Source organism: Paracoccus thiocyanatus (assembly GCF_900156255.1).
Lineage (GTDB): Bacteria > Pseudomonadota > Alphaproteobacteria > Rhodobacterales > Rhodobacteraceae > Paracoccus > Paracoccus thiocyanatus.
The window spans coordinates 70,102-95,695 of the sequence record NZ_FTMK01000003.1; the positions used below are offsets into that span (position 1 = coordinate 70,102).

The 25,594-nt window shown below is 67.4% G+C and carries 24 protein-coding genes; 16 read left to right on the forward strand and 8 right to left on the reverse strand.

Annotation, left to right across the window (positions count from 1 at the left end; all coding sequences use genetic code 11):
• Positions 1-93: 93 nt before the first annotated feature.
• Both nth and F3H32_RS03195 read left to right on the forward strand, forming a co-directional pair.
• Entirely contained in the window at positions 94-762 is a 669-nt protein-coding gene (gene nth, locus F3H32_RS03190; protein WP_149764356.1) for an endonuclease III, read from the forward strand.
• Positions 759-1,766 carry an adenosine kinase gene (locus F3H32_RS03195; RefSeq protein WP_149764358.1) on the forward strand — a complete coding sequence of 336 codons (1,008 nt, stop codon included), beginning with the start codon at positions 759-761 and terminating at the stop codon, positions 1,764-1,766. The genes nth and F3H32_RS03195 overlap by 4 nt, the downstream gene beginning before the upstream one ends.
• 166 nt (positions 1,767-1,932) lie before the next feature.
• On the opposite strand, the gene F3H32_RS03200 is transcribed toward F3H32_RS03195, so the two are convergent.
• The 6 genes from F3H32_RS03200 to F3H32_RS03225 all read right to left on the reverse strand — a co-directional run bounded on the left by F3H32_RS03200 (position 1,933) and on the right by F3H32_RS03225 (position 8,927).
• Positions 1,933-4,110, reverse strand: a complete 2,178-nt coding sequence (locus F3H32_RS03200; RefSeq protein ID WP_149764360.1) for a 3-hydroxyacyl-CoA dehydrogenase NAD-binding domain-containing protein — start codon at positions 4,108-4,110, stop codon at positions 1,933-1,935.
• A gap of 12 nt (positions 4,111-4,122) precedes the next feature.
• Positions 4,123-5,334 (reverse strand): acetyl-CoA C-acetyltransferase, encoded by a 1,212-nt coding sequence (locus tag F3H32_RS03205; protein ID WP_149764361.1) that lies wholly within the window; start codon positions 5,332-5,334, stop codon positions 4,123-4,125.
• On the reverse strand, positions 5,331-5,972 hold the full coding sequence (locus F3H32_RS03210) for a glutathione S-transferase family protein (RefSeq protein WP_149764363.1): 642 nt from the start codon (positions 5,970-5,972) through the stop codon (positions 5,331-5,333). The genes F3H32_RS03205 and F3H32_RS03210 overlap by 4 nt, the downstream gene beginning before the upstream one ends.
• Before the next feature lie 267 nt (positions 5,973-6,239).
• Positions 6,240-8,018: an acyl-CoA dehydrogenase C-terminal domain-containing protein gene (locus tag F3H32_RS03215; RefSeq protein ID WP_149764365.1), complete on the reverse strand. Its 1,779-nt coding sequence runs from the start codon at positions 8,016-8,018 to the stop codon at positions 6,240-6,242.
• Positions 8,015-8,431 (reverse strand): MerR family transcriptional regulator, encoded by a 417-nt coding sequence (locus F3H32_RS03220; protein ID WP_149764367.1) that lies wholly within the window; start codon positions 8,429-8,431, stop codon positions 8,015-8,017. The genes F3H32_RS03215 and F3H32_RS03220 overlap by 4 nt, the downstream gene beginning before the upstream one ends.
• Positions 8,432-8,507: 76 nt before the next feature.
• Positions 8,508-8,927 (reverse strand): MerR family transcriptional regulator, encoded by a 420-nt coding sequence (locus F3H32_RS03225; protein WP_149764369.1) that lies wholly within the window; start codon positions 8,925-8,927, stop codon positions 8,508-8,510.
• 137 nt (positions 8,928-9,064) lie between these two features.
• On the opposite strand from F3H32_RS03225, the gene F3H32_RS03230 reads away from it, so the two are divergent.
• The 3 genes from F3H32_RS03230 to F3H32_RS03240 are packed head-to-tail and all read left to right on the forward strand — an operon-like array spanning position 9,065 to position 11,340.
• The gene (locus F3H32_RS03230) at positions 9,065-9,508 is read left to right on the forward strand and encodes a PaaI family thioesterase (protein WP_115756015.1); all 444 of its coding nucleotides are present in this window, start codon (positions 9,065-9,067) and stop codon (positions 9,506-9,508) included.
• Between the two features lies 1 nt (position 9,509).
• Positions 9,510-10,013 carry a PaaI family thioesterase gene (locus tag F3H32_RS03235; RefSeq protein WP_115756016.1) on the forward strand — a complete coding sequence of 168 codons (504 nt, stop codon included), beginning with the start codon at positions 9,510-9,512 and terminating at the stop codon, positions 10,011-10,013.
• Positions 10,006-11,340 (forward strand): MATE family efflux transporter, encoded by a 1,335-nt coding sequence (locus F3H32_RS03240; RefSeq protein WP_149764371.1) that lies wholly within the window; start codon positions 10,006-10,008, stop codon positions 11,338-11,340. Before F3H32_RS03235 ends, F3H32_RS03240 begins: the two co-directional genes overlap by 8 nt.
• A 38-nt stretch (positions 11,341-11,378) precedes the next feature.
• Here the strand turns inward: F3H32_RS03240 and F3H32_RS03245 are convergent, their stop codons facing one another.
• Positions 11,379-11,693: a DUF1476 domain-containing protein gene (locus F3H32_RS03245; protein ID WP_115756859.1), complete on the reverse strand. Its 315-nt coding sequence runs from the start codon at positions 11,691-11,693 to the stop codon at positions 11,379-11,381.
• A gap of 147 nt (positions 11,694-11,840) precedes the next feature.
• On the opposite strand from F3H32_RS03245, the gene purC reads away from it, so the two are divergent.
• The 9 genes from purC (at position 11,841) to rnr (ending at position 22,144) form a co-directional block, all read left to right on the forward strand.
• The gene (gene purC / locus F3H32_RS03250; RefSeq protein WP_115756861.1) at positions 11,841-12,605 is read left to right on the forward strand and encodes a phosphoribosylaminoimidazolesuccinocarboxamide synthase; all 765 of its coding nucleotides are present in this window, start codon (positions 11,841-11,843) and stop codon (positions 12,603-12,605) included.
• Between the two features lie 11 nt (positions 12,606-12,616).
• Positions 12,617-12,856, forward strand: a complete 240-nt coding sequence (purS, locus tag F3H32_RS03255) for a phosphoribosylformylglycinamidine synthase subunit PurS (protein WP_115756863.1) — start codon at positions 12,617-12,619, stop codon at positions 12,854-12,856.
• Positions 12,857-12,944: 88 nt separating this feature from the next.
• Positions 12,945-13,817, forward strand: a complete 873-nt coding sequence (locus F3H32_RS03260) for a LysR family transcriptional regulator (protein ID WP_149764373.1) — start codon at positions 12,945-12,947, stop codon at positions 13,815-13,817.
• A 76-nt stretch (positions 13,818-13,893) separates the two neighbouring features.
• On the forward strand, positions 13,894-14,385 hold the full coding sequence (locus F3H32_RS03265) for a formate dehydrogenase subunit gamma (RefSeq protein ID WP_149764375.1): 492 nt from the start codon (positions 13,894-13,896) through the stop codon (positions 14,383-14,385).
• Complete coding sequence (locus F3H32_RS03270; RefSeq protein ID WP_149764377.1) at positions 14,382-15,914, forward strand: NADH-ubiquinone oxidoreductase-F iron-sulfur binding region domain-containing protein; 1,533 nt, start codon at positions 14,382-14,384, stop codon at positions 15,912-15,914. The genes F3H32_RS03265 and F3H32_RS03270 overlap by 4 nt, the downstream gene beginning before the upstream one ends.
• Positions 15,911-18,790, forward strand: a complete 2,880-nt coding sequence (fdhF, locus tag F3H32_RS03275) for a formate dehydrogenase subunit alpha (RefSeq protein WP_149764379.1) — start codon at positions 15,911-15,913, stop codon at positions 18,788-18,790. The genes F3H32_RS03270 and fdhF overlap by 4 nt, the downstream gene beginning before the upstream one ends.
• Before the next feature lie 4 nt (positions 18,791-18,794).
• A complete protein-coding gene (fdhD, locus tag F3H32_RS03280; protein WP_149764381.1) occupies positions 18,795-19,610 on the forward strand; it encodes a formate dehydrogenase accessory sulfurtransferase FdhD in 816 nt (271 codons plus the stop codon).
• Between the two features lie 6 nt (positions 19,611-19,616).
• The gene (locus tag F3H32_RS03285; protein WP_115755109.1) at positions 19,617-19,835 is read left to right on the forward strand and encodes a formate dehydrogenase subunit delta; all 219 of its coding nucleotides are present in this window, start codon (positions 19,617-19,619) and stop codon (positions 19,833-19,835) included.
• A 44-nt stretch (positions 19,836-19,879) separates the two neighbouring features.
• The gene (rnr, locus tag F3H32_RS03290) at positions 19,880-22,144 is read left to right on the forward strand and encodes a ribonuclease R (RefSeq protein WP_149764383.1); all 2,265 of its coding nucleotides are present in this window, start codon (positions 19,880-19,882) and stop codon (positions 22,142-22,144) included.
• Between the two features lie 215 nt (positions 22,145-22,359).
• On the opposite strand, the gene F3H32_RS03295 is transcribed toward rnr, so the two are convergent.
• Positions 22,360-23,958, reverse strand: coding sequence for a phosphoenolpyruvate carboxykinase (locus tag F3H32_RS03295; RefSeq protein WP_149764385.1), 1,599 nt, complete (start codon positions 23,956-23,958; stop codon positions 22,360-22,362).
• 226 nt (positions 23,959-24,184) lie between these two features.
• Here F3H32_RS03295 and F3H32_RS03300 point away from each other — a divergent pair, with 226 nt between their 5' ends.
• Both F3H32_RS03300 and rapZ read left to right on the forward strand, forming a co-directional pair.
• The gene (locus F3H32_RS03300; protein WP_115755110.1) at positions 24,185-24,613 is read left to right on the forward strand and encodes an HPr kinase/phosphorylase; all 429 of its coding nucleotides are present in this window, start codon (positions 24,185-24,187) and stop codon (positions 24,611-24,613) included.
• A gap of 8 nt (positions 24,614-24,621) precedes the next feature.
• Complete coding sequence (gene rapZ, locus F3H32_RS03305; protein WP_115755106.1) at positions 24,622-25,581, forward strand: RNase adapter RapZ; 960 nt, start codon at positions 24,622-24,624, stop codon at positions 25,579-25,581.
• Positions 25,582-25,594: the final 13 nt, after the last annotated feature.

Genomic DNA, 25,594 nt, shown 5'->3' on the forward strand with positions numbered 1-25,594 from the left:
TCGCAACTGTTGCCGGGACAGAGTAGCGCGGCTGCGTCGCAAATCCATACGCGACTGCTTGCGCCGGGCCGCGCGGCGGGGCATCTGGAGGCCATGGCACGCAGCACCCTGACCCGGCTTCCCCCCGCCTTGCCCTATCCGACCCAGGTCGCGATCTTTTCGCGCCTGCGCGCGGCCAATCCGCAGCCGGTGACCGAGCTGGAATATACCAACGCCTTCACCCTGCTGGTGGCGGTGGCGCTGTCGGCGCAGGCGACCGATGTGGGCGTGAACAAGGCGACGAAATCGCTGTTCCAGCGCGTCGCCACCCCGCAACAGATGCTGGAGCTGGGCGTCGAGGCGCTGACCGAAGAGATCAAGACCATCGGGCTTTATCGGCAAAAGGCCAAGAATGTGATCGCCCTGTCGCGCCGGCTGGTCGAGGAATATGGCGGCGAGGTGCCGCAATCGCGCGCCGCATTGATGACCCTGCCCGGCGTCGGGCGCAAGACCGCCAATGTGGTGCTGAACAGCGTGTTCCATTTCCCGGCCCAGGCGGTCGACACGCATATCTTCCGCGTCGGCAACCGCACCCGCATCGCGCCGGGCCGCGACGTCGAGGCGGTCGAGCGCGCCGTCGAGGACAACGTCCCCGTCCCCTTTCAGCAGAACGCGCATCACTGGCTGATCCTGCACGGCCGCTATATCTGCCAGGCGCGGCGGCCGCGCTGCAAGATCTGCCCGATCGAAGACCTGTGCCCCTATGAGGAGAAGACCGAATGACCACCCCCTATGTGATCGGCATCGGCAATGCCGTCATGGACGTGATCGCGCCGACATCGGATGCCACGCTGGCGCGGCTGGAGGTGGAAAAGGGCATCATGCAATTGATCGACCGCGAGCGGTCCGAATTGCTGATGGCGGCGCAATCGGCCGATGCGCAGGCGGGCAAGGCGCGGCTGGTGCCGGGCGGCTCGGTCGCCAATACCCTGGCGGGGCTGGGGATGCTGGGCCTGCGCACCGCCTTTATCGGCAAGGTCGCGGGCGACGCGCTGGGGCTGAGCTATGCCGAGCAGACCGAGGCGCAGGGCACGGTCTTCGTCAACCCGCCGGTGGCCGGGGATGTGGCGCCGACCTCGCGCTCGATCATCTTCGTGACCCCGGATGGCGAGCGGTCGATGAACACCTATCTGGGGATTTCCGGCGAATTGGGGCCGGACGACGTGAACCCCGCCACCTTCAGCGGCGCGGACTGGCTGTTCCTGGAAGGCTATCTTTTCGACAAGGATGCCGGCAAGGCGGCCTTCCTGAAGGCGGCCGAGGCCTGTCACGCGGCGGGCGGGCAGGCGGGGATTGCGCTCTCTGATCCGTTCTGCGTCGACCGGCACCGCGAAGGTTTCCGCCGGCTGGTGGCCGGGCCGATGGATTACGTTATCGGCAATGTCCATGAATGGCAGTCGCTTTACCAGGTCGAGGACCTGGAAGAGGCGCTGCGCCTGGCCCGCGCCGATTGCGGCACGGTGATCTGCACCCGCTCGGGCGAGGATGCGATCCTGATCCGCGGGGCCGAGCGGGTCAGCGCGCCGGTCCACCAGGTGGTGCCGGTGGATGCGACCGGGGCGGGCGACCAGTTCGCGGCGGGGCTGATCTATGGGCTGGCCATCGGCGCCGACCTGGCGGCGGCGGGGCGCATGGGCTGCATCGCCGCGGCAGAGGTGATTTCCCATGTCGGCGCCCGCCCCGAAAGCGACCTGCGCGTGGCCTTCCGGGCCGAGGGGCTGATCTGACGGCGCTCAGGGGCGCGGTTGCCGGAGTATTTGGGAAACGGTGAATTGCCCTGGTCGCGCCTTTTCTGCCGAGGTTGCGGCATCGGCCCGGTTGCTTTCACCGTTTTCTAAAATACTCCGGCAACCGGGCGGACAAGGCCAGGCCGGCCCTGTCCGCCGCGAGATTTCAGGCGGCCTTGTTGCCGGCGTCGCCATAGAAGCGTTCGCCCTTTTCCGCCATGTCCCTGAGCAGTCGCGGCGGGGCAAAGCGCGGTCCGAATTTTTCCGCAAGGCTATCGGCGATCTCGACCGCACGGGCGGCGCCCAGCATGTCGAGCCAGCCAAAGGGGCCGCCTGACCAGGGCGCGAAACCCCAGCCGAGGATGGCGCCCACATCGCCTTCGCGGATGTCTTCCAGCACGCTTTCTTCCAGCGCCCGGACGGCTTCCAGCGATTGGGCGAACATCAGCCGGTGCTGGATTTCGGTCAGCTCGGGCTGGCTGTCGGCCTGGGGCCATTCCGCCGCCAGCCCAGGCCAGATGCCCTGGCGCTTGCCCCCCTCGTCATAGTCGTAGAACCCTGCCTTGGCCTTGCGGCCCAGCCGGCCCTGGTCGGCCAGGCGAAAGATCACCGCATCGACCGCATCGTCCGGGTAGGTCTCGCCCATGGCCGCGCGGGTCGCCTTGGCGATCTTGACGCCCAGGACGATCGAGGTCTCGTCCACCAGTTGCAGCGGCCCCAAGGGCATCCCCATCATCCGGGCGGCATTCTCGATCAGGGTCGGGCTGACCCCTTCGGCCACCATGCGGATGCCTTCGTTCAGATAGGGGATGATGCAGCGATTGGCATAAAAGAAGCGCGCGTCGTTCACCACGATGGGGGTCTTGCGGATCTGGCGCACGAAATCCAGCGCCTTGGCGACGGCGCGCGGGCCGGTTTCGCGGCCCTTGATGATCTCGACCAGGGCCATCTTGTCCACCGGGCTGAAGAAGTGGATGCCGATGAATTGCTCGGGCCGGGCGCTGGCGCGGGCCAGGTCGCTGATCGGCAGGGTCGAGGTATTGGTGGCAAAGATCGCGTCCTGCGGGATCACCGCCTCGGCGCGTTTCGTGACCTCGGCCTTGACTGCGGGGTCTTCGAACACCGCTTCGACCACCAGGTCGCAGCCTTGCAGCGCGGCGTAATCGGTGGTCGCGGTGATGCGCGACAGCACCTCGGCCTTTTTCTCCTCGGTCGCCTTGCGGCGGCTGATCGCCTTGTCCAGCAGCGTGGCGGAATGGGCCTTGCCGCGTTCGGCCGCATCCTGGGCGGCGTCGATCAGCACCACCTCGATCCCGGCCATGGCGCTGACATGGGCGATGCCGGCGCCCATCATCCCGGCGCCCAGGATGCCCAGTTTCCTGACCCGCTGGTCCGGGGCCTCGGGACGGTTCGCACCCTTTTCCAGCGCCTCCTTGTTGATGAACAGGCTGCGGATCATCGCGGTCGAGCTGGGGTTCATCAGCACGTTGGTGAACCAGCGCGCCTCGATCTTCAGCGCCGTGTCAAAGGGGACCAGCGCGCCTTCATAGACCGCCGACAGCAGCGCCTTGGCCGCCGGATAGACGCCCAGCGTCTTGCCATGCACCATGGCGCTGGCGCCGACAAAGGTCATGAAGCCCGCCGGGTGGTAAGGCTCGCCGCCCGGCATCTTGTAGCCCTTGGCATCCCAGGGCTTGACCAGGTCGGCATCGCCGGCAGCCAGCACCCAGTCGCGGGCGGCGGCCAGCGGATCGGCGGCCACCTCGTCGATCAGCCCGGCGGATTTCGCCCGCGCCGGGTCGGAAAGCTTGCCTTCCAGCAGGAAGGGCGCAGCACCCATGGCGCCCAGCTTGCGCACCAGCCGGGTGGTGCCGCCGCCGCCGGGAAAGATGCCGACCATGATCTCGGGCAGGCCGATTTTCGCCTTGGGATTGTCGGCGGCAAAGATGCGATGCGTGGCCAGCGGCAGTTCCAGCCCGATCCCCAGCGCAGTGCCGGGCAGGACGCTGGCGATGGGCTTGCCGCCCTTTTTCGTCTTTGGGTCCATCCCCGCCAGCTCGATCTTGCGCAACAGGCGGTGCAGCGACATGATGCCGTCGAAGACCGCCTGCGCGCCGCCGTCCTTCATCGCGGCGATGACGTTCAGGTCCATTCCGGCGGCGAAATCCGCCTTGCCGCTGGTGATGACGATGCCTTTGACGGCCGGGTCGGCCAGGGCGTCGTCGATCAGCGCGTCCAGTTCGGCGGCGCCGTCCAGCGACAGCACGTTCATCGACTTGCCGGGCAGGTCCCAGGTGATGATGGCGACGCCGTCGGCGCCTTTATCCATGGTGAAATCGGTCATCTTCCCCTCCGCTCAGACGCGCTCGATGATGGTGGCCGCGCCCATGCCGGACGCGATGCACAGCGTGGCAAGGCCCAGGGTCTTGTCCTGCCGCTCCAACTCGTCCAGCAGCGTGCCGATGATGATGGCGCCGGTCGCGCCCAGCGGGTGCCCCAGCGCGATGGCGCCGCCATTGACGTTGACGCGGGCGGGATCGACCTGGAAGGCCTGCATGAAGCGCAGGACGACGGCGGCAAAGGCCTCGTTCACCTCGAAAAGGTCGATGTCGCTGATCGCCAAGCCCGATTCGCGCAGGATCTTTTCCGTCACCGGCACCGGCCCGGTCAGCATGATGGTCGGATCGGTGCCGATCTTGGCGGTGGCGCGGATGCGGGCGCGGGGCCTTAGCCCATGGGCCTTGCCGAATTCCGCATTGCCGACCAGCACCGCGGCGGCGCCATCGACGATGCCCGAGCTGTTGCCGGCATGGTGGATATGCTCGATGCGGTCCAGATGCGGGTATTTCAGCATCGCCACCTTGTCAAAGCCGGGCATGGTCTCGCCCATCTCCTTGAAGCTGGCCTTCAGCCGGGCCAGGTCCTCCAGCGTGGTGCCGGGGCGCAGGTATTCGTCGCGGTCCAGGATGGCCAGGCCGTTCTGGTCCCGGACCGGCACGATGGACTTGGCAAAGCGGTCCTCGGCCCAGGCCTGGGCGGCGCGGCGCTGACTTTCGACGGCCAGGGCATCGGCTTCCTCGCGGGTGAAGCCGTATTCGGTGGCGATGATGTCGGCGCTGATCCCCTGCGGGACGAAATAGGTCTTGAAGGCCAGCGCGGGATCCACGGCGATGGCGGCGCCGTCGCTGCCCATGGGCACGCGGCCCATCATCTCGACGCCGCCGGCGATATAGGCGTCGCCTGCGCCGCCCCTGACCTGGTTCGCGGCCAGGTTCACCGCCTCCATGCCCGAGGCGCAGAAGCGGTTGATGGCAAGGCCGGGGATCGACTCGTCCAAGTCGGATTCCAGCACCGCCGAGCGCGCCAGGCAGCCGCCCTGTTCCTTGACCTGGGTGACATTGCCCCAGATCACGTCCTCGACCGCATGGCCGGAAAGCCCGTTGCGTTCCTTGACGGCATTGAGCAGCCGCGCGGAAAGCGCCACCGAACTGACTTCGTGCAGGCTGCCATCGGGACGGCCCTTGCCGCGCGGGGTGCGGGCGGCGTCATAGATATAGGCTTCGGTCATGCGTCCTCCTTCGCGGCCCGGTCCGCGGGATTGCCGGGCATCAGGTCATAGGGGTGTTTCCAGCCGGCCAGCGCCTGGATGCGGCCAAGCCAGGCGTCGATCCCCGGCCATGCGGCGCGGTCGAAGCCGAAGGGCTCGGGGTAAAAAAGATAGCTGCAACAGGACAGGTCGGCGACGGTCGGCCGGTCGCCCGCCAGCCAGTCGCGGCCGGCCAGGTGCTGGTCCAGGGTCTTGAGCGCCGCCTTGCAGCGCCCCTGCAACCAGCCGATCACCTCGGCCGGGCGCTTCTCGGGCGGCAGGAAGTTCATCAGGAAGCGCAGGGCGCCGAATTGCGACGAGCCCTTGTGGTTGTCCCAGAACAGCCAGCGCAGGATTTCATTGCGGTCGCCATCCATGAAGCGCCCGGTCTTTTCGGCCAGGTGCAGCAGGATCACGCCAGACTGGGTCAGCACCTGCCCGTCCTCGACCAGGACCGGCGCCTCGGCCATTTCGTTGAGGGCACGATAGTCGGCGCCGCGCATGGCGCCGCCGAAGAAATCCACGAAGACCGGCTGCCAGGCATGACCTGTCAACTGCATCATCAGCGCCACCTTGTAGGAATGGCCGGATTCTCCGAAGCAGTGAAGCTGGGCGGTCATGCTGTTTCCTTTCCTTCGACTTGGCGCCGGGCTTCCCGGTCGCATGGGTATTTATGAAACGGTGAAGCGATTAACCTTTTCTCAACATTTCTGGCCTAGCCTCGAGGGGCGGTACAGGCTGGGGAGCCGATGACCGCAAACGGTGAAAGCGCCCCGGACGACCCTGGCATTTTCGGAAAGCCCGGTCATCCGGGGCGCAGCATCGCCCTTTCACCGTTTTCCAAATACCCATGCGACCTTGCCACCAGGCGCCCCGCTTTGCCCGTTTCAGAACCGTTCCGCATCCAGCGCCATCACCGGCGCGGCGCCCGAACGGATGCGGGCCAGATGCGTCGCGGTCATCGGCAATTGCCGCGCCATGTAATAGCGGCCGGTGGCCAGCTTGGCCTCGTAGAAACCCGCGTCCCCGGCGCCGGCATCCAGCGACGTGCGCGCGGCGGCGGCCATGCGCGTCCACATCAGCCCGAGCGCCACATGGCCGAAAAGGTGCATGAAGTCGTAGGAGCCGGCCAGCGCCGCGTTCGGGTCCTTCATCCCCTGTTCCATGAAGAACATCGCCGCCGCTTGCAGGTCCTTGGACGCGGCCTTCAGCGGCTCGCAGAAGCCGGCCTTCAGCGCCGCGTCGCCGTCATGCGCCTTGATCTCGGCCTTGACCAGTTCGAAGAAACCCATGATCGGCTTGCCGCCCTCGGCCGCCAGCTTGCGGCCCACGAGGTCCAGCGCCTGCACGCCGTTCGCGCCTTCGTAGATCATGGCGATGCGGGCGTCGCGGACGAATTGCGACATGCCCTGTTCCTCGATATAGCCGTGGCCGCCGAAGACCTGCTGGGCCTGGACCGCCGTGTCGAAGCCCTTGTCGGTCAGGAAGCCCTTGATCACCGGGGTCAGCAGCGAAACCAGGTCATGCGCCTGCTTGTCCTGGCCCAGCACGGCGCGGTCGATCAGATGCGCGCCCCAGAAGGCCAGGGCGCGCGCGCCCTCCAGGAAGCTTTTCTGGTCCATCAGGTTGCGGCGGATGTCGGGATGCACGATCAGCGGATCGGCCGGGCCCGAGGGGTTGGCGTCGCCCGTCACCGCGCGGCCTTGCAGCCGGTCGCGGGCATAGGCGGCGGCGTTCTGATAGGCGGCCTCGGCCACGGAATAGCCTTGCAGGCCGACGCCGATCCGCGCCTCGTTCATCATGGTGAACATGGCGCGCATGCCCTTGTGAAGGTCCCCCAGCAACCAGCCCCTGGCGCCGTCATAGTTCATGACGCAGGTGGCATTGCCGTGGATGCCCATCTTTTCTTCCAGGTTGCCGACCGAAACTGCGTTGCGCTGGCCCAGCGAGCCGTCCTCGTTCACCAGGAATTTCGGCACGATGAAGAGCGAGATGCCGCGGGTACCCTCGCCCCCGCCCGGCGCCTTGGCCAGCACCAGGTGGATCACGTTCTGCGCCATGTCGTGGTCGCCGGCCGAGATGAAGATCTTTTGCCCGGTGATCAGGTAGCTGCCGTCGTCCTGCGGCTCGGCCCTGGTGCGCAGCAGGCCCAGGTCGGTGCCGGCATGGGGTTCGGTCAGGTTCATGGTGCCGGTCCATTCGCAGGACACCATTTTCGGCAGGTAGGTGGCCTTTTGCTGGTCGGTGCCATGGGCGTGGATGGCGGAATAGGCGCCGTGGGTCAGGCCCTGATACATGGTAAAGGCCATGTTCGCGGCCGAGAACATCTCGCCCGCCGCCAGGCCGATCACATAGGGCATGCCCTGGCCGCCATAGTCCGGATCGCAGTCGAGCGCGGTCCAGCCGCCCTCGCGCAGTTGCTCGAAAGCCTCGGCAAAGCCCTTGGGCGTATGGACCACGCCGTTTTCCAGCGTGCAGCCCTGGCGGTCGCCCACGGCGTTCAGCGGCGCCAGCACTTCGGCTGCAATCTTGCCGGCCGCGTCCAGCACCGCCTGGGTGAAGTCGCGGTCCAGGTCGCCATAGCCCGGCAGGTCCTGGCCCGATATCGCCAGCAGGTCGTGCAGCACGAATTGCATGTCGCGGATGGGGGCGGAATAGGTGTTCATCGGTCCTCCCAGGAGGGTTTGCCCTCAGGCGTCGATTTCAGTCTTTGCAGCGCGGCATCGCCCTCGGCGATCTGCTGGCGCAGCTCGGCGATGGCCTCGGCCAGGTCGCGGTGCTGGCGTTCCATGTCGGCCAGCCGGTCGCGGGCGGTGGCCAGCGTCGCCTCGGTCTGGGTGATGTTGCGGGTGGCGGGATCGTAAAGTTCCAGCAATTGCCGGATCTGTTCCAGCGAAAAGCCGAACCGCTTGCCGCGCAGGATCAGGGTCAGTCGGGCGCGGTCGGAACGGGCGTAAAGCCGGTGCTGGCCGCGCCGCTGCGGAAACAGCAATTCGCGCGATTCGTAGAAGCGCAGCGTGCGCGGCGTGACGTCGAAGGCGTCGCACATCTGGCGGATGGTCAACAGATCGTCGCCCATGGGATCCCTTCCCTGTGGCACATTCCCCGTGGGGAATATAGGACGAGTTGACGTGCGCGTAAGCCGCGACGTGGCGTCAGGGCCGGCGCGGGTCGTCGTCGCCGGGCTCGCCCCCGGCCTCCATGCCTTGGATGAGCGAGAGGGTTTCGTCGCGCAGGGCCGCCAGTTCCGACATCGAGGCGTCCAATTCCTCGCGCTGCTGGCGCAGCACCTGAAGCTGGCGGTCGGCCAGTTCGATCCAGACCCGATACTGTTCGCGCGTGCCCTTTTCGCCATAGATCAGCAGCCATTGCCGGATGTCCTCTAGCGAGAAGCCAAAGCGGCGGCCGCGCAGGATCAGCTTCATCCGGGCCACTTCGCGCGGGCCGTAGAAGCGCGAGCGGCCTTCCTTGCGGGGGCTGAGCAGCTCGATATATTCGTAATAGCGCAGCGTTCGCGGGGTCACGTCGAAGCGAGCGCACATTTCCTTGAAGCCAATGTATTCATTGTCGGACATCTGGCGTCTCTATGCTGCATATGCGGCAGCAGCCTAGCGCGGTGGCGGCGCGAACTCAACCTCGGCGCGGGTGGGCTTGCCTGCGGATCGCCGGGTGCTACCATGGCGGCCGGCACGCCAAGCGAAAGGCCAGGGGCATGAACGATCCGACGCCAGAGGGCGATCCTGAACAGCGCCGCCGCATCGCGCGCCAGTTCATCGAGGTGATCCCCCATGCGCGGGCCCTGGGCATGCGGCTGGACCAGCTTTCGGCCGAGGGCGCCGAGATTTCCCTGCCCTGGCGCGAGGACCTGGTGGGCGATCCGCGCAGCGGCGTGATCCATGGCGGCGTGATCTCGGCCCTGATGGACACATGCAGCGGTGCGGCGGTGATGGCCCATCCGGCGGGGGCGCATTCGACCGCGACCATCGACCTGCGCATCGACTATATGCGCGCGGCGACGCCCGGCCAGACCATCCGCGCCAAGGCGCATTGCTATCACATCACCCGGTCGGTCGCCTTTGTGCGCGCCTGGGCCATGGACGACGATGAATCGCGGCCCGTCGCCTCGGCCACCGGCGCCTTTACGGTCGAGCGCTGACATGGCCCCGCGCAATGAACCCCTGGACGTCATCAAGTCACGGCGCAACAACACGCTGAACGCCCTGGTTTCCAGCGTGCCCTATATCCGCTGGCTGGGCATCGGCTTTGACCGGCGCGGCGATGAATTGACCGCGGTGCTGCCCTTTGACGAAAAGCTGATCGGCAATCCGATGCTGCCGGCGATCCATGGCGGGGTCACGGCCGCCTTCCTGGAGGTGACGGCCATCGTCGAACTGACCTGGACCGCGATCTGGCAGGACATGGAACAGGGCCGCATCGCGCCCGATGCCGCGGTGCCCGAAAGCCTGCCGCGCCTGCCCAAGACCATCGACTTCACCGTGGATTACCTGCGGTCGGGCCTGCCGCGCGACGCCTATGCGCGGGCGCGGGTGGTGCGGTCGGGGCGGCGCTATGCCAGCGTCCATGTCGAGGCCTGGCAGGACCAGCGCAGCAAGCTTTTCGCCCAGGCGACCGGGCATTTCCTGATGGCGCAGCATGGCTGAGCGGTTGCCCGGCCCCTTGGGCCGGGCCCAGGCGGAAATCTCGCATCGCCGCGTCCTGGCCATCGCGCTGCCGGTGGTGCTGTCGAATGCGACCATCCCGATCCTGGGCGCGGTGGATACCGGCGTCATCGGCCAGTTGGGCGCCGCCGCGCCCATCGGCGCGGTGGGGCTGGGGGCGGTGATCCTGACCTCGGCCTATTGGATCTTCGGCTTTCTGCGCATGGGCACCTCGGGGCTGGTGGCGCAGGCGCATGGCGCGGGCGACGACGGCGAATCGGGCGCGCATCTGATGCGGGCGCTGGCGATCGGGCTGGCGGCGGGGCTGGCGCTGGTGCTGCTGCAAGCGCCGCTTTTCGCCGCCGCCCTGCGGCTTGCGCCCGCCTCGGATCAGGTCGAGGCGCTGGCGCGGCAATACCTGGTGCTGCGCATCTGGGGGGCGCCGGCGACCATTGCGCTTTACGCCCTGACCGGCTGGCTGATCGCGACCGAGCGCACCCGGCTGGTGCTGGCCCTGCAATTGCTGATGAACGGGCTGAACATCGTGCTGGACCTGTGGTTCGTGCTGGGGCTGGGCTGGGGGGTGCGCGGCGTGGCCGGCGCGACGCTGATCGCGGAATGGTCGGGGCTGGCGCTGGGGCTGTGGTTCGCCCGCCATGCCCTGCGCGCGGCAATGCAGCGCGCCGGGCTTTTCGCCCGCGACCGGATCGAGGAACTGGCGCGGCTGAACGGCGATATCCTGATCCGCTCGATCCTGCTGCAAGGCGCGTTCACCAGCTTCATGTTCCTGGCCGCGGGCCAGGGGGACGTGACGCTGGCCGCCAACCAGGTGCTGCTGCAATTCCTGTCCATCGTCGCCTATGGGCTGGACGGCTTTGCCTTTGCCGCCGAATCGCTGGTCGGGCAGGCGGTGGGCGCGCGCCGGCCCGACCGGCTGCGGCAGGCGGCGCGGCTGGCCTCGGCCTGGGGCGCGGCGGGGGCGGGGCTGCTTGCGGCGGCCTTCCTGCTGGGCGGGCCGGCGATCATCGACCTGCTGACCACCGCGCCCGAGGTGCGGTCCCAGGCGCGCGAGTTCCTGCCCTGGCTGGTCGCGGCGCCGCTGATCGGCATCGCCTCGTGGATGCTGGACGGCATCTTCATCGGTGCCACCCGCACGCGCGAGATGCGCAACGCCATGCTGGCTTCGGTCGGGGTCTATGCCGTGCTGGTCGTGGCGCTGCCGCCGGTCCTGGGCAATCACGGGCTATGGGCCGCGCTGATGGCGCTGAACGCGCTGCGCGGGCTGACCATGTGGCGGCTTTACCCGCGGGCCGAGGCGGCGGCGGCCTGAAAGCGTGCCCCGAAAGGGGCGCCGCGATCCGGCTGGGATCAGATCTCGCGCAGGATCTGTTCGCGCGCGGTCAGACGCAATTCGGCCATGCGGGTGCGGATGGCTTCCTCGTCCGCCTTGCCGGCCAGGTCGGCGGCCAGCTTGCGAAACACGTCTTCCTCGCCCGGCTCGTCGAAATCGGAGCTGACCACGGTCAGCGCATAGGCGCGGGCGTCGTCGCCGGTCTTGCCCAAAAGGCCGGCCGCCCATTCGCCCAGCAGGCGGTTGCGCCGCGCTTCGGCCTTGAAGTTCAGTTCCGCATCATGGGCGAATTTCGCCTCATGCGCGCGCTCGCGGTCGTCAAAAGTGGTCATGGCGGCCTCCGGCTTGGGAATATCCCGTGGTTATTTCGCAGGATATGCCCATGCGGGCCGGCCATCGCAAGCCCGTATTGCCCCGGACCCCGTTTCTGGCCTATAGCCGCATAAAGATTGTCACCTTGCGGACGGGAGACGCGCAGCATGGCACCAAGGCGCAAGAAAATCTACGAAGGCAAGGCCAAGATCCTTTATGAAGGCACCGAACCTGGAACGCTGATCCAGTATTTCAAGGACGATGCCACCGCCTTCAACGCGCAAAAGAAGGCCACGGTCGAGGGCAAGGGGGTGCTGAACAACCGCCTGTCGGAATTCTTCATGACCGGGCTGACCAATATCGGCGTGCCGAACCATTTCATCCGCCGCATCAATATGCGCGAGCAACTGGTGCGCCAGGTCGAGATCATCCCGCTGGAAGTGATCGTGCGTAATTTCGCCGCAGGCTCGATCTCGAAGCGGCTGGGCATGGAGGAAGGCACCCCCCTGCCGCGCCCGATCGTGGAATACAGTTTCAAGAACGACGAATTGGGCGACCCCTTCGTCAGCGAGGAATATGTCATCGCCTTTGGCTGGGCCACCCAGCAGGACCTGGACGACATCGTGTCGCTGGCGCTGCGGGTGAACGATTTCCTGTCGGGCGTGTTCTTCGGCGTCGGCATCAAGCTGATCGACTTCAAGATCGAGATCGGCCGCATCTGGGACGGCGATTTCATGCGCCTGGTGGTCGCCGACGAGATCAGCCCGGACAGCTGCCGGCTGTGGGACGTGAAGACCGGGCAAAAGCTGGACAAGGACGTGTTCCGCCGCGACCTGGGCAGCCTGACCGATGCCTATACCGAGGTGGCGCGCCGGCTGGGGCTGATGCCCGCCAACACCACCTCGCTGACCAAACCGACGCTCATCAACTGAAAGGCTCGCCGATGAAAGCTCGTGTCACCATCATGCTGAAGGATGGCGTTCTGGACCCCCAGGGCGAGGCGATCCGGCACGCGCTGGGGGGGCTGGGCTTTGCCGGCGTCTCGGGCGTGCGCCAGGGCAAGGTGATCGAGCTGGACCTGGCGGCATCCGATGCCGAGGCAGCCCGCGCCGAGGTAGCGCGCATGTGCGAGGGCCTGCTGGCCAATACCGTGATCGAGAAATACGCGGTCGAGATCGTCTGATCCGTTCGGGCCGGGGGCTTCGCGCCCCCGGACCCCCGCGGAGTATTTTGAAAACGGAGAAAGCCGGCCGGGCGGGGAGGGCGGGTCCGTGATCGACAAGCTCTCGATGTTCATGGCGCTGGCGCGCGAGAAGCATTTCGGCCGCGCCGCCCTGTCGCTGGGTATCACCCAGCCCACCCTGTCATCCGCCATCCGGGCGCTGGAGGATCAGCTTGGCGTGCAACTGGTGCGGCGCGGTTCGCGTTTCCAGGGGCTGACGCCCGAGGGCGAGCGGGTGCTGGGCTGGGCGCGGCGCATCGTCGCCGATGCCCGCGCCATGCAGGCCGAGATGCAGGCTAGCCGCAAGGGCGTGTCCGGCCTGCTGCGCATCGGGGTGATCCCCACCGCCATGCCGCGCATTGCCGAATTGACCGGCCCCTTTCTGCGCCGCCATCCCAATGCCGGCGTGTCGATCCTGTCGCGCAGTTCCGACGAGATCCGCGACCAGATCGAGGCGCTGGAGCTGGATGCGGGGGTGACTTACCTGGACAGCGAGCCGCTGGGACGGGTGCAGAGCATGCCGCTGTATCGCGAGACCTATTGCCTGATCGACCGCAGCGCCTTGGACGGGCCGGCGGATTGGGCCGAAACCGCCACTCGGCCGCTATGCCTGCTGACCCCCGACATGCAGAACCGCCGCATCGTCACCCGCCACCTGGTCGAGGCCGGGGCTGATACGCTGCCGCGGGTCGAATCGACCTCGATGCTGGCGATCCTGTCGCATGTGGCGACGGGGGACTGGGCGGCGATCCTGCCGCGGGCGCTGGCGCGCGGCCTGCCGCTGCCCGAAGGGGTGCGGGCGCGCGACCTGACCGGGCATGGCCATATGGTCGGACTGGTCGTCGCCCGGCGCGAGCCGCATCCGCCGCTGGTCGAGGCGCTGATCCGCATTGTCGCGTCGATTGATACCTTCAATGAATAGACGATAACTCACGATTGTTTTGTCTATCATCGGGTTCTATTCTTGCGCAAAGAGTTGAGCCCGGAACCGCCTAGCCATGACTTTCCCAGCGACAGACGCTGATTTCCTTTCGCGCCTTGATGAAATCATCGCCGCCCATCAGGGCCGCGAGGGGCCGCTTTTGCCCATCCTGCACGACATCCAGGCGGAATGGGGCCATGTCCCCGAAGAGGCGCAGCCGGTGATTGCCGCGGCCTTGGGGCTGACCCGCGCCGAGGTTTATGGCGTGGTGAGCTTTTACCACGATTTCCACGACCGCCCGCAGGCCCGGCATGTGCTGCGCCTGTGCCGGGCCGAGGCCTGTCAGTCCATGGGCGCCGATGCCCTGGCCGATCAGGTGCGCGCCGCACTGGGGATCGACTGGCACGAGACGACGCCGGACGGGCGGGTGACGCTGGAGCCGGTGTTCTGCCTGGGGCTGTGCGCCTGTGCGCCCTCGGCGCAGATGGGCGGCAGGCTGCTGGGCCGGGCGGATCTGGCCAAGGTGCAGAAGCTGGTGGCCGAAGCAGGCATGGGGGCGGGCGCATGAGGGTCTGGGTTCCCCTGGACGCCGCCGCGCGCGCCCTGGGCGCCGACGCGGTGGCCGAGGCGCTGGGGCGCGAGTTCACTGTTACCCGCAACGGCACCCGCGGCATGGTCTGGCTGGAGCCGCTGGTCGAGGTCGAGCGCGACGGCGTGCGCCACGGCTATGGGCCGGTCGGGCCCGAGGACGCGGCCTCGGTCGCCCAAGCGATCCGTTCGGGCGGCGATCATCCGCTGGCCCTGGGGCCGGTCGAGGAACTGCCCTGGATGAAGGCGCAGACCCGGCTGACATTCGCCCGCGTCGGCGTGATCGACCCGCTTTCGGTCGAGGAATACCAGGCGCATGGCGGGCTGGAGGGGCTGCGCCGGGCCATCGGCATGGGATCCGAGCCCATCGTCGCGGAGGTCGTCGAATCCGGCCTGCGCGGCCGCGGCGGCGCGGGTTTTCCGACCGGCATCAAGTGGAAGACGGTGGCCGCCGCCGCCGCCGCCGCCGAGCGCAAGTATATCGTCTGCAATGCCGACGAGGGCGATTCGGGCAGCTTTGCCGACCGGATGCTGATGGAGGGCGACCCGCTGGTCCTGATCGAGGGCATGGCCATCGCCGGCATCGCCGTGGGCGCGGTCCAGGGCTATGTCTATATCCGCAGCGAATATCCCGACGCGATCCGGCTGATGGAGGCCGCCATCGGCAAGGCGCGGCAGGCCGGCATCCTGGGCCAGTCGGTTTTGGGCTCGGCCCATGCCTATGACATGGAGGTGCGGGTCGGCGCCGGCGCCTATGTCTGCGGCGAGGAAACCAGCCTTTTGAACAGCCTGGAAGGCAAGCGCGGCGTGGTCCGCGCCAAGCCGCCGATCCCGGCGCTGGAGGGTTTCCTGGGCCGGCCGACGGTGGTCAACAACGTGATCTCGCTGGCCTCGGTGCCGTGGATCCTGGCCCATGGCGGGGCGGAATACGCGAAATTGGGCATCGGGCGGTCGAAAGGCACCATCCCGATCCAGATCGCCGGCAATGTCCGGCATGGCGGGCTGTTCGAGGCCGCCTTTGGCATGAGCCTGCGCCAGATCGTCGAAGAGATCGGCGGCGGCACCGCCTCGGGGCGGCCGGTCAAGGCGGCGCAGGTGGGCGGGCCGCTTGGTTCCTATATCCCGCATTGGAATTTCGACGTGCCCTTCGGCTACGAAGAGCTGGCGACGAAAGAGGGGCTTTTGGGCCATGCCGGCATCACCGTCTTTGACGACAGTGCCGACATGCTGAAGCTGGCGCGCTTTGCCATGGAGTTCTGCGCCGTGGAAAGCTGCGGCAAATGCACACCCTGCCGCATCGGCTCGGTTCGCGGCGTCGAGACCATCGACCGCATCGCCCAGGGCGACGAGACGGGGATCCCGATCCTGACCGATCTTTGCAACACGATGAAATGGGGCTCGCTTTGCGCGCTGGGGGGCTTTGCGCCCTTCCCGGTCATGTCGGCGCTGACGCATTTCCCCGATGATTTCAGGGGCCGCAGCGAGCCTCGGAAGGAGGCCGCCGAATGAAGGATTTCATTATCCCCGACCGTGACATGGGCACCCCCGCGGTCAAGTCCGACGTCGCCGTGAACCTGCTGGTGGACGGCATCTCGGTCAGCGTTCCCGCCGGCACCAGCGTCATGCGGGCGGCGGCCGTGGCCGGTATTTCTGTCCCCAGGCTTTGCGCGACCGACCATCTGGAAGCTTTTGGTTCGTGCCGTCTGTGCGTGGTGCAGATCGACGGCATGCGCGGCCTGCCTGCATCCTGCACGACCCCGGTGGCAGAAGGCATGGTGGTGCGCACCCAGACCGACGAGGTCGCCCAGGTCCGCAAGGGGGTGATGGAGCTTTACATCAGCGACCATCCGCTGGACTGCCTGACCTGCGCCGCCAATGGCGATTGCGAACTTCAGGACATGGCCGGCGCCGTCGGCCTGCGCGAGGTGCGCTATGAGCCGGGTGCGAACCATTTCGCCCGCCGCGACGCCGAGGGGCCAAACCCGGAATACCGGCCCAAGGACCAGTCGAACCCTTATTTCACCTTTGATCCGGCGAAATGCATCGTCTGTTCGCGCTGCGTGCGCGCCTGCGAGGAAGTGCAGGGCACCTTCGCGCTGACCATCGAGGGGCGGGGCTTTGACAGCCGCGTTTCGGCCGGGATGGAATCGGACAGCTTCCTGTCGTCGGATTGCGTGAGCTGCGGCGCCTGCGTGCAGGTCTGCCCGACCGCGACGCTGATCGAGAACAGCGTGATCCAGATCGGCACGCCGGAACATATCGTCAAAACCACCTGCGCCTATTGCGGGGTCGGCTGTTCCTTTGACGCGCATATGCGCGGCGAAGAGGTCGTGCGCATGGTGCCCAGCAAGGATGGCAAGGCCAACCACGGCCATAGCTGCGTCAAGGGCCGCTTTGCCTGGGGCTATGCCACGCATCGCGAACGCCAGACCCAGCCGATGGTGCGCGAGCGGATCACCAATCCCTGGCGCGTGGTGACATGGGACGAGGCGCTGGATTTCGCCGCCACCCGGCTGCGCCAGGCGCAGGCGGATTTCGGGCGCGATTCCATCGGCGTCATCACCTCGTCGCGCTGCACCAACGAGGAAACCTATCTGGTGCAAAAGCTGGCGCGGGCGGTGTTTGGCAACAACAACACCGACACCTGCGCGCGGGTCTGCCATTCGCCGACCGGCTATGGCTTGAAAACCACCTTCGGCACCTCGGCCGGCACGCATGATTTCGATTCGGTCGATGACACCGACCTGGCGCTGGTCATCGGCGCCAACCCGACCGACGCGCACCCGGTCTTTGGCTCGCGCATGCGCAAAAGGCTGCGCGAGGGCGCGGGGCTGATCGCCCTTGACCCGCGCGAAATCGACCTGCTGAAAACCCCGCATATGGGCGAAAGCCTGCATCTGCCGCTGCGGCCGGGCACCAATGTCGCCGTGCTGACCGCCTTGGCGCATGTCATCGTCTCGGAACGGCTTTATGACGAAGCCTTTATCCGCAGCCGCTGTGACTGGGACGAGTTCCTGGCCTATGCCGAGTTCCTGCTGGACCCGCGCCATGCCCCCGAAGCGGTCGAGACGCTGGCCCGCGTCCCGGCCGAGCTGATCCGCAAGGCCGCCCGCGCCTATGCCGCCGCACCCCGCGCCAGCATCTATTACGGGCTGGGCGTGACCGAGCATTCGCAGGGCTCGACCACGGTGATGGCGATCGCCAACCTGGCGATGATGACCGGCAATATCGGCAAGCCGGGCACCGGCGTGAACCCGCTGCGCGGCCAGAACAACGTCCAGGGTTCCTGCGACATGGGCAGCTTCCCGCATGAATATCCGGGCTATCGCCATGTCTCGGACCCCGAGACGCGGGCGATCTACGAACGCGCCTGGGGGGTGGAACTGTCGCCCGAACCCGGCCTGCGTATCCCCAACATGTTCGACGAGGCGCTGGCCGGCCGGTTCCGCGGGCTTTACTGCCAGGGCGAGGATATCGTGCAGTCCGACCCCGATACCCGGCACGTGACCGCGGCGCTGGCGGCGATGGATATCGTCATCGTGCAGGACCTGTTCCTGAACGAGACCTCGAACTACGCGCATGTGTTCCTGCCCGGTTCCAGCTTCCTGGAAAAGGACGGCACCTTTACCAATGCCGAACGCCGCATCAACATGGTGCGCCGCGCCATGACGCCCAAGAACGGCTACGAGGATTGGCAGGTCACGCAACTGCTGGCCAATCGCATGGGCGCCGCCTGGTCCTATACCCACCCGCGCGAGATCATGGCCGAGATCGCGATGACCACCCCCAGCTTTGCTGGTGTCAGCTATGACCTGCTGGAGCGCGAGGGGTCGGTGCAATGGCCCTGCAACGGCCAGGCGCCGCTGGGCACCCCGGTCATGCATATCGACGGTTTCGTGCGCGGCAAGGGCCGGTTCGTCCATACCGAATATATCGCGACCGAAGAACGGACCGGGGCGCGCTTCCCGCTGCTGCTGACCACTGGCCGGATCCTGTCGCAATACAATGTCGGCGCCCAGACCCGGCGGACCGGCAATTCCGTCTGGCACCCCGAGGACATCCTGGAGATCCATCCCTCGGATGCCGAGAACCGCGGCGTGCGCGATGGCGACCTGGTGCGGCTGGCCTCTCGTGCCGGGGAAACGACGCTGCGCGCGCATATCACCGAGCGGGTGGCGCCGGGGGTGGTCTATACGACCTTCCATCACCCGACGACCCAGGCCAATGTGGTGACGACCGACAATTCCGACTGGGCCACCAACTGCCCCGAGTTCAAGGTGACGGCCGTGCAGGTCAGCCCCTCGAACGGCCCGTCGGAATGGCAAGAGGAGTATCGCCATCATTCCGACCTGGCCCGCCGCATCCTGCCCACCGCTGCCGAATGACGGCATGCGGGACGTGACGGCCGGCGTCCTGCGCTGGAACGGCGCCGGCGCGGGTGGCGGCTGGCATCAGGTCGAGCCGCCACCCGCCCCCCAGGAATGCCCGGTGGCCATCGTCGTCGACGGCATGAGCCAGGCGGTGCTGATGGCGACGCCGCATGACCTGCGCGATTTCGCCCTGGGCTTTGCGCTGACCGAAGGGTTGATCGCCGCGCCCGCGGATGTCCAGGGCTTCGAAGAGGCCGAGGCCGAGGCCGGCGGCTTTCCCGCGCGCGAGGCGCGGCTGTGGCTGCGCCCCGGCCTTGCCGCGCGCCTGGCCGAACGCCGGCGCAGCATGGTAGGCCCGGTGGGCTGCGGGCTGTGCGGCATCGACAGCATCGAAGCGGCGCTGCCGCCGGTGGTTCCCGTCGCCTCGGGCTGGACCATGCCGCCCGCTGATGTGGCCCGCGCCATGGCCGCGCTGGCCCAGGGCCAGGTCCTGCGGCGCCAGACCCCGGCGATCCATGGCGCGGCCTTCTGGGACGGCGCCCGCGCGGTGACGCGCGAGGATGTGGGCCGCCACAATGCGCTGGACAAGCTGGCGGGGGCGCTGGTCCGCGCCGGGCTTGCGGCGGATCGCGGCGCGCTTGTCCTGTCCTCGCGGCTGTCGGTCGATCTGGTGCAAAAGGCCGCCCGCATCGGCGCGCCGATCCTGATCGGCGCCAGCGCGCCCACGGCGCTGGCGCTGGCCTGGGCCGAACGCGCCGGCATCACCCTGATCGCCCGCGCGCGCGGCGAAAGCTTTGATCTTTACACCCATCCCCGGCGCATCGCCGGAAGCTGAGGCAACATGTCCGACGATTCCAAACTGATCCGCATGGCCAGCCAGATGGCACAATTCTTCGCAAGCCAGCCCGACCGCCCCGCCGCCGAGGCGGTGGCCGCCCATATCAACGATTCCTGGACGCCGCGCATGCGGCAGGCTTTTGTCGACCAGATCCGCGCCGGGGTTCAGGCCGACCCGGTGGTGCGCGACGCTGCGGGTTTTGTCCGGCTGCCCGCGGGCTGATTTTTGCCCCTGCCACCCCGCGCGGCCTCGTGCTAGCGTGGGGCATGGCACAGCTACCTTCCCGACAGCAGATTCTCGACTGGGTGTCCGCCCACCCGGACGCCACCGCGAAACGCGACATCGCGAAAGCCTTCGGCATCAAGGGGGCCGAGCGGATCGAGCTCAAGCGCCTGCTGAAAGAGCTGGAGGCCGAAGGCCTGCTGGAGCGCCGCCGCCGCCATTACCACGATGCCGAGCGCCTGCCCCCGGTCACGGTGCTGCAATTGCTGCCGCCCGACGCCGACGGCGACATCTTTGCCAAGCCGCTGGAATGGCAGGGCGAAGGGCCGATGCCGCGCATCCTTTACGCGGCGCTGAAATCCGATCCGGCGCTGGGTGCGGGCGACCGGATCCTTGCCCGGCTGATCGAAACGCGGGGCGAAGATCACGACTACCAGGCCCGGCTGATCCGCCGCATCGGCACCGTGCAGCACCGCGTGGTCGGCATCTTTCGCGCCGCGGCCGGCGGGCCGGATGCCGGCGGCCGCATCCTGCCCATCGACAAGGGCCAGGACAAGGAATGGCAGGTGCGCGCCGGCGATGCGCAGGGCGCCAAAAGCGGCGAGTTGGTCGAGGCCGAGCAGGTCGGCCCGCGTGGCCGGCTTGGCCTGCCCATGGCGCGGATCGTCGAGCGGCTGGGCGATCCGTCGGCGCCGCGCGCGGTCAGCCTGATTGCCATCCACCAGCACGGCATTCCCGACGATTTCCCCGACGAAGCCATGGCCGAGGCCGATGCCGCCCGCCCGGCGACCATGAAGGGGCGCGAGGATCTGCGCGCGCTGCCCTTCGTCACCATTGACCCGGCCGATGCGCGCGACCGCGACGATGCCGTGGCGGCCGAAACGCATGATGACGGCGGCGCCACGGTCTGGGTCGCCATCGCCGACGTGGCGCATTACGTCCGCCCCGGCTCGGCCCTGGACCGCGAGGCGAGAAACCGCGGCAATTCCACCTATTTCCCCGACCGGGTGGTGCCGATGCTGCCCGACATCCTGTCGGGCGACCTGTGTTCGCTGCATCAGGGCGTGGACCGGCCGGTGATCGCGGTCAGGATGCGGCTGGACGCCCAGGGCAACAAGACCGGCCACAGCTTTCACCGCGGCATGATCCGCTCGGCCGCGAGCCTGGCCTATGAACAGGCGCAGGCGGCGGCGGACGGCAACCCGGACGACCAGACCGCGCCGCTGCTTGACGCGGCGATCCGCCCGCTCTGGCACGGCTACAGCCTGCTCAGGGCCGCGCGGCAGCGTCGCCAGCCGCTGGAACTGGACCTGCCCGAGCGCCGGATCGAACTGACCGAGGACGGGCGGGTGAAATCGGTGAACTTCCGCGAACGCTACGACGCGCACCGGCTGATCGAGGAATTCATGGTCCTGGCCAATGTCGCCGCGGCCGAGGAGCTGGAGCGCCTGCGCCGCCCACTGCTCTACCGTGTCCACGAGGAGCCGACGGTGGAAAAGCTGGACGCGCTGCGCGAGGTGGCCGAGGCTTCCGGCTTTACCCTGGCCAAGGGGCAGGTGCTGGAAACCCGGCACCTGAACCGGCTGCTGGAACAGGCCGAGGGTTCGGAATTCGACGAATTGATCAACATGACGGCGCTGCGCTCGATGCAGCAGGCCTATTACCACCCCGAGAATTTCGGCCATTTCGGGCTGGCGCTGCGGTCCTACGCGCATTTCACCTCGCCGATCCGGCGCTATTCCGACCTGATCGTGCACCGGGCGCTGATCATGGGGCATAAATGGGGCGACGACGGGCTGTCGGCGCAGGACATCGAGATGCTGTCTGACACCGCGCAGCAGGTCAGCGAGACCGAGCGGCGCTCGATGGCGGCGGAACGCGACACCACCGACCGCTACCTGGCCGCCTATCTGGCCGACCGGGTTGGGGCAGAGTTCACCGGCCGCATCAGCGGCGTGCAGCGTTTCGGCGCCTTCGTGCGGCTGGACGAAACCGGGGCAGACGGGCTTTTGCCGATCCGCGAGATCGGGCGGGAATATTTCCACTACGACCCGGATGCGCAGGTGCTGATGGGTTCGGAAACCGGGCTCGAGATCGGCATCGGCCAGCGCGTGACCGTGCGCCTGACCGAGGCGGTGCCGCTGACCGGCGGGCTGATGCTGGAACTGCTGGAAGTCGAGGGCCGGCCGCTGCCGCAAGGCTCGGGCACCGGGCGCGGCAAGGGGCCGATGCGCAAGCGCGCCACCCAGGCCCGCCTGGCCGAGATCAAGCGCGCGCAAAAGCGCCGGCGTGTCCGGCGGCAGCACTGAAGAAGGGGGCTTTGCCCCCGCGCGTTCCGCGCTCCCCCAGGATATTTCGACACGAAAGAAGCCGGTGCCCATCCCGCGCCGCTTCTTTCGTGGAAAAATATCCTGCGGGGGAGTCGGCCGCAGGCCGGCGGGGGCGCAAAGCCCCCTGGCGGCGGTGACGCAAGCGAAAGGGGCGGCCATTCGACCGCCCCCCGCTTTCATGTCCGGGCCTGGCCTCAGCCGATGGCGGCGGCGCGGACGTCGTCGTCGATCTTGTCGGCATATTGCGCGAAATTGTCGCTGAACATGCCGACCAGCTTGCGCGCCTGGGCGTCATAGGCGGCCGGATCGGCCCAGGTCTGGCGCGGGTCGAGCAGCCTGTCCTCGACACCGGGGACCGAGACCGGCACGTCGAAGCCGAAATTCGCATCCTTGCGGAACTCGACCTGGTTCAACGAGCCGTCCAGCGCCGCGGTCAGCAGGGCGCGGGTGGCCTTGATCGGCATGCGCTTGCCGGTGCCGAAGGCGCCGCCGGTCCAGCCGGTATTGACCAGCCAGCAGGCCGCGCCGGTCTTGGCGATCTTTTCCTGCAACAGCTTGCCATAGACTTCCGGCCGCCGCGGCATGAAGGGGGCGCCGAAGCAGGTCGAGAAGGTGGGCGTCGGCTCGGTCACGCCGACCTCGGTCCCCGGCGTCTTGGAGGTGAAGCCCGACAGGAAGTGATACATGGCCTGCGCCGGCGTCAGCCGCGCGATCGGCGGCAGCACGCCATAGGCGTCGCAGGTCAGCATGATCACGTTCCTGGGCTGGCCGCCCAGCGAGTTTTCCGACGCGTTCGAGATCTGCTCCAGCGGATAGGCGCAGCGCATGTTGTCGGTCAGCGAGTTGTCCTCGAAGTCCAGCTCCAGCGTGTCCTCGTCATAGACCATGTTCTCGATCACGGTGCCGAACTTGAAGCAGGTGGCGTAGATTTCCGGCTCGGCCTCGGCCGAGAGGTTGATGGTCTTGGCGTAGCAGCCGCCTTCGAAGTTGAAGATGCCGGTGTCGGACCAGCCATGTTCGTCATCGCCGATCAACGTGCGCGCGGGGTCTTGCGACAGCGTGGTCTTGCCGGTGCCCGACAGGCCGAAGAAGATGGCGCTGTCGTCGGGCTTGCCGATGGCGTGGTTGGCCGAGCAATGCATCGGCATCACGCCCTTTTCCGGCAGGATGTAGTTCAAGAGCGTAAAGACCGATTTCTTGTTCTCGCCGGCATAGGCGGTATTGCCGATCAGGATCAGCTTCTTTTCGAAGTTGAGCGCGATCACCGTTTCCGAGCGGCAGCCGTGCCGCGCCGGGTCGGCCTTGAAGCTGGGGCAGTTGATGATGGTGAAATCGGGCACGAAGCTTGCCAGTTCGGCCGCGTCCGGGCGGCGCAGCAGGTGGCGGATGAACAGCCCGTGCCAGGCCAGTTCGGTCACCACCCGGACATCCAGGCGCAGGGCAGGATCCGCGCCGCCGTAAAGGTCCTGGACGAAATAGTCCTTGCCCTTCATGTGCTCCAGCATGTCGGCATGCAGCCGGTCGAATGCCTCGGGCTCCATCGGGCGGTTGTTTTCCCACCAGATGCTGTCTTCCACCGAAGCGGTGCGCACCACGTGCTTGTCCTTGGGCGAGCGGCCGGTATGGACGCCGGTGGAAACCAGGAAGGTGCCGCCCAGGCCCAGCTTGCCTTCGCCGCGCTGGATCGCCGCCTCGACCAGCGCCGGTTCGAGCAGGTTGTAGTGGACATTGCCGAGTCCGGCGATCCCCTGGTCTTCAAGACGGCAATTCGGATTGACGCGCGATTCGGTCATGGCACCTTTGCTCCTGCTGATAGTCCGGGCCGGCAGCGGCCGTTGCGCGTCCTATAACACGGCATATCCCCGGCGAAAGCGCACATATGGGCAGGGTTAGCGCAATCACATGCAGTTAGCGCAATCATACGCCCGGCCGTGGCCTGGGCGTCGGAAATCCGTCACAAATGCCTTGGTGGCGGGGCTGGAAAACCGCCGGTTGAGGCCGCGGAAACGGGGGTGCGCGATGATCCTGCATGCAAGCTGCGTGGCCGTCGGGCGCAGGGGGCTGTTGATCCTGGGGCCTTCGGGCGCAGGCAAATCCGGGCTGGCCCTTGAATTGATGGCCTTTGGCGCGGCGCTTGTGGCGGATGACCGGACGGTGCTGCGGGCCGAGGCGGGGCGAATCATCGCCGATGCGCCGCCCTCGATCCGCGGCCTGATCGAGGCGCGCGGCGCCGGTATCCTGCATGCCCGGCCGCATGGCCCGGTGGACCTGGCCCTGGCGGTCGACCTGGGCCGCCCCGAGCCGCAGCGCCTGCCGCCGGACCGCCGGCTGGAGCTTTTGGGCCTGTCCCTGCCCCTTGTCCTTGGGGCCGGGGCCGGTCATCTTGCGCCCATATTGCTGCAATATCTTGTCGCCGGCCGGGCGGACGGCGACATGGGCGAAAGGTAGGCCAGACCATGCCGACGGCGACGGATGCCATGGAATGCCAGGACGAGCAGGCCCAGCGGCTGGTGCTGATCACCGGCCCGTCGGGGGCCGGGCGTTCGACCGCGATCAACGTGCTTGAGGATCTGGGCTACGAGGCCATCGACAACCTGCCCCTGTCGCTGATCCCGCGGCTGCTGGACGGGCCGGCGCGGCCGATGCCTCTGGCCCTGGGTCTGGACGTGCGCAACCGCGATTTTTCGGTGGCCAATCTGATCGAGCTGATCGACCGGCTGACCCGGCTGCCGGAATATGCGCCCGAGGTGCTGTTTCTGGACTGCACGACCGAACAGCTTTTGCGACGGTTCAACGAAACCCGCCGCCGCCATCCGCTGCGGGCCGAGGGCTCGCCCCTGGACGCCATCCGGGCCGAACGCGACATGCTGGCGCCGATCCGCGCCCGCGCCGATGTGCTGGTCGATACGTCGGACCTGTCGCCCCATGACCTGAAGGCCGAACTGGCCCGCTGGTTCGAGACCGAGCCGGGGCGGCGGCTGACGGTTTCGGTGCAGTCCTTTTCCTATAAGCGCGGGGTGCCGCGGGGCGTGGACATGATGTTCGACTGCCGTTTCCTGTCCAATCCGCATTGGCGGCCCGCGCTGCGGCCCCTGGATGGGCGCGATCCGGCGGTTCAGCACTATGTGATGGCCGATTCGCGATTCGACGAATTCTTCCGCCGGGTGCGGGATCTTGCGCTTTTCACCCTGCCTGCCCATCTGGAAGAGGGTAAGGCCCACCTGGCGATCGGCTTTGGCTGCACCGGGGGGAGACACCGTTCCGTCACAATGGCGGAAAAAATGGCGGATGCGCTTGCGAAAGCAGGCTGGCAGGTGTCAATTAGACATCGGGAACTTGAACGCCGTGAAAAGGCGCCGGCACCTGGGGATGATGGTCCTGTTCGGGCCTCTCGCACGGCTTTGGCGCAAGGGTGAACGGCTGCTGCGT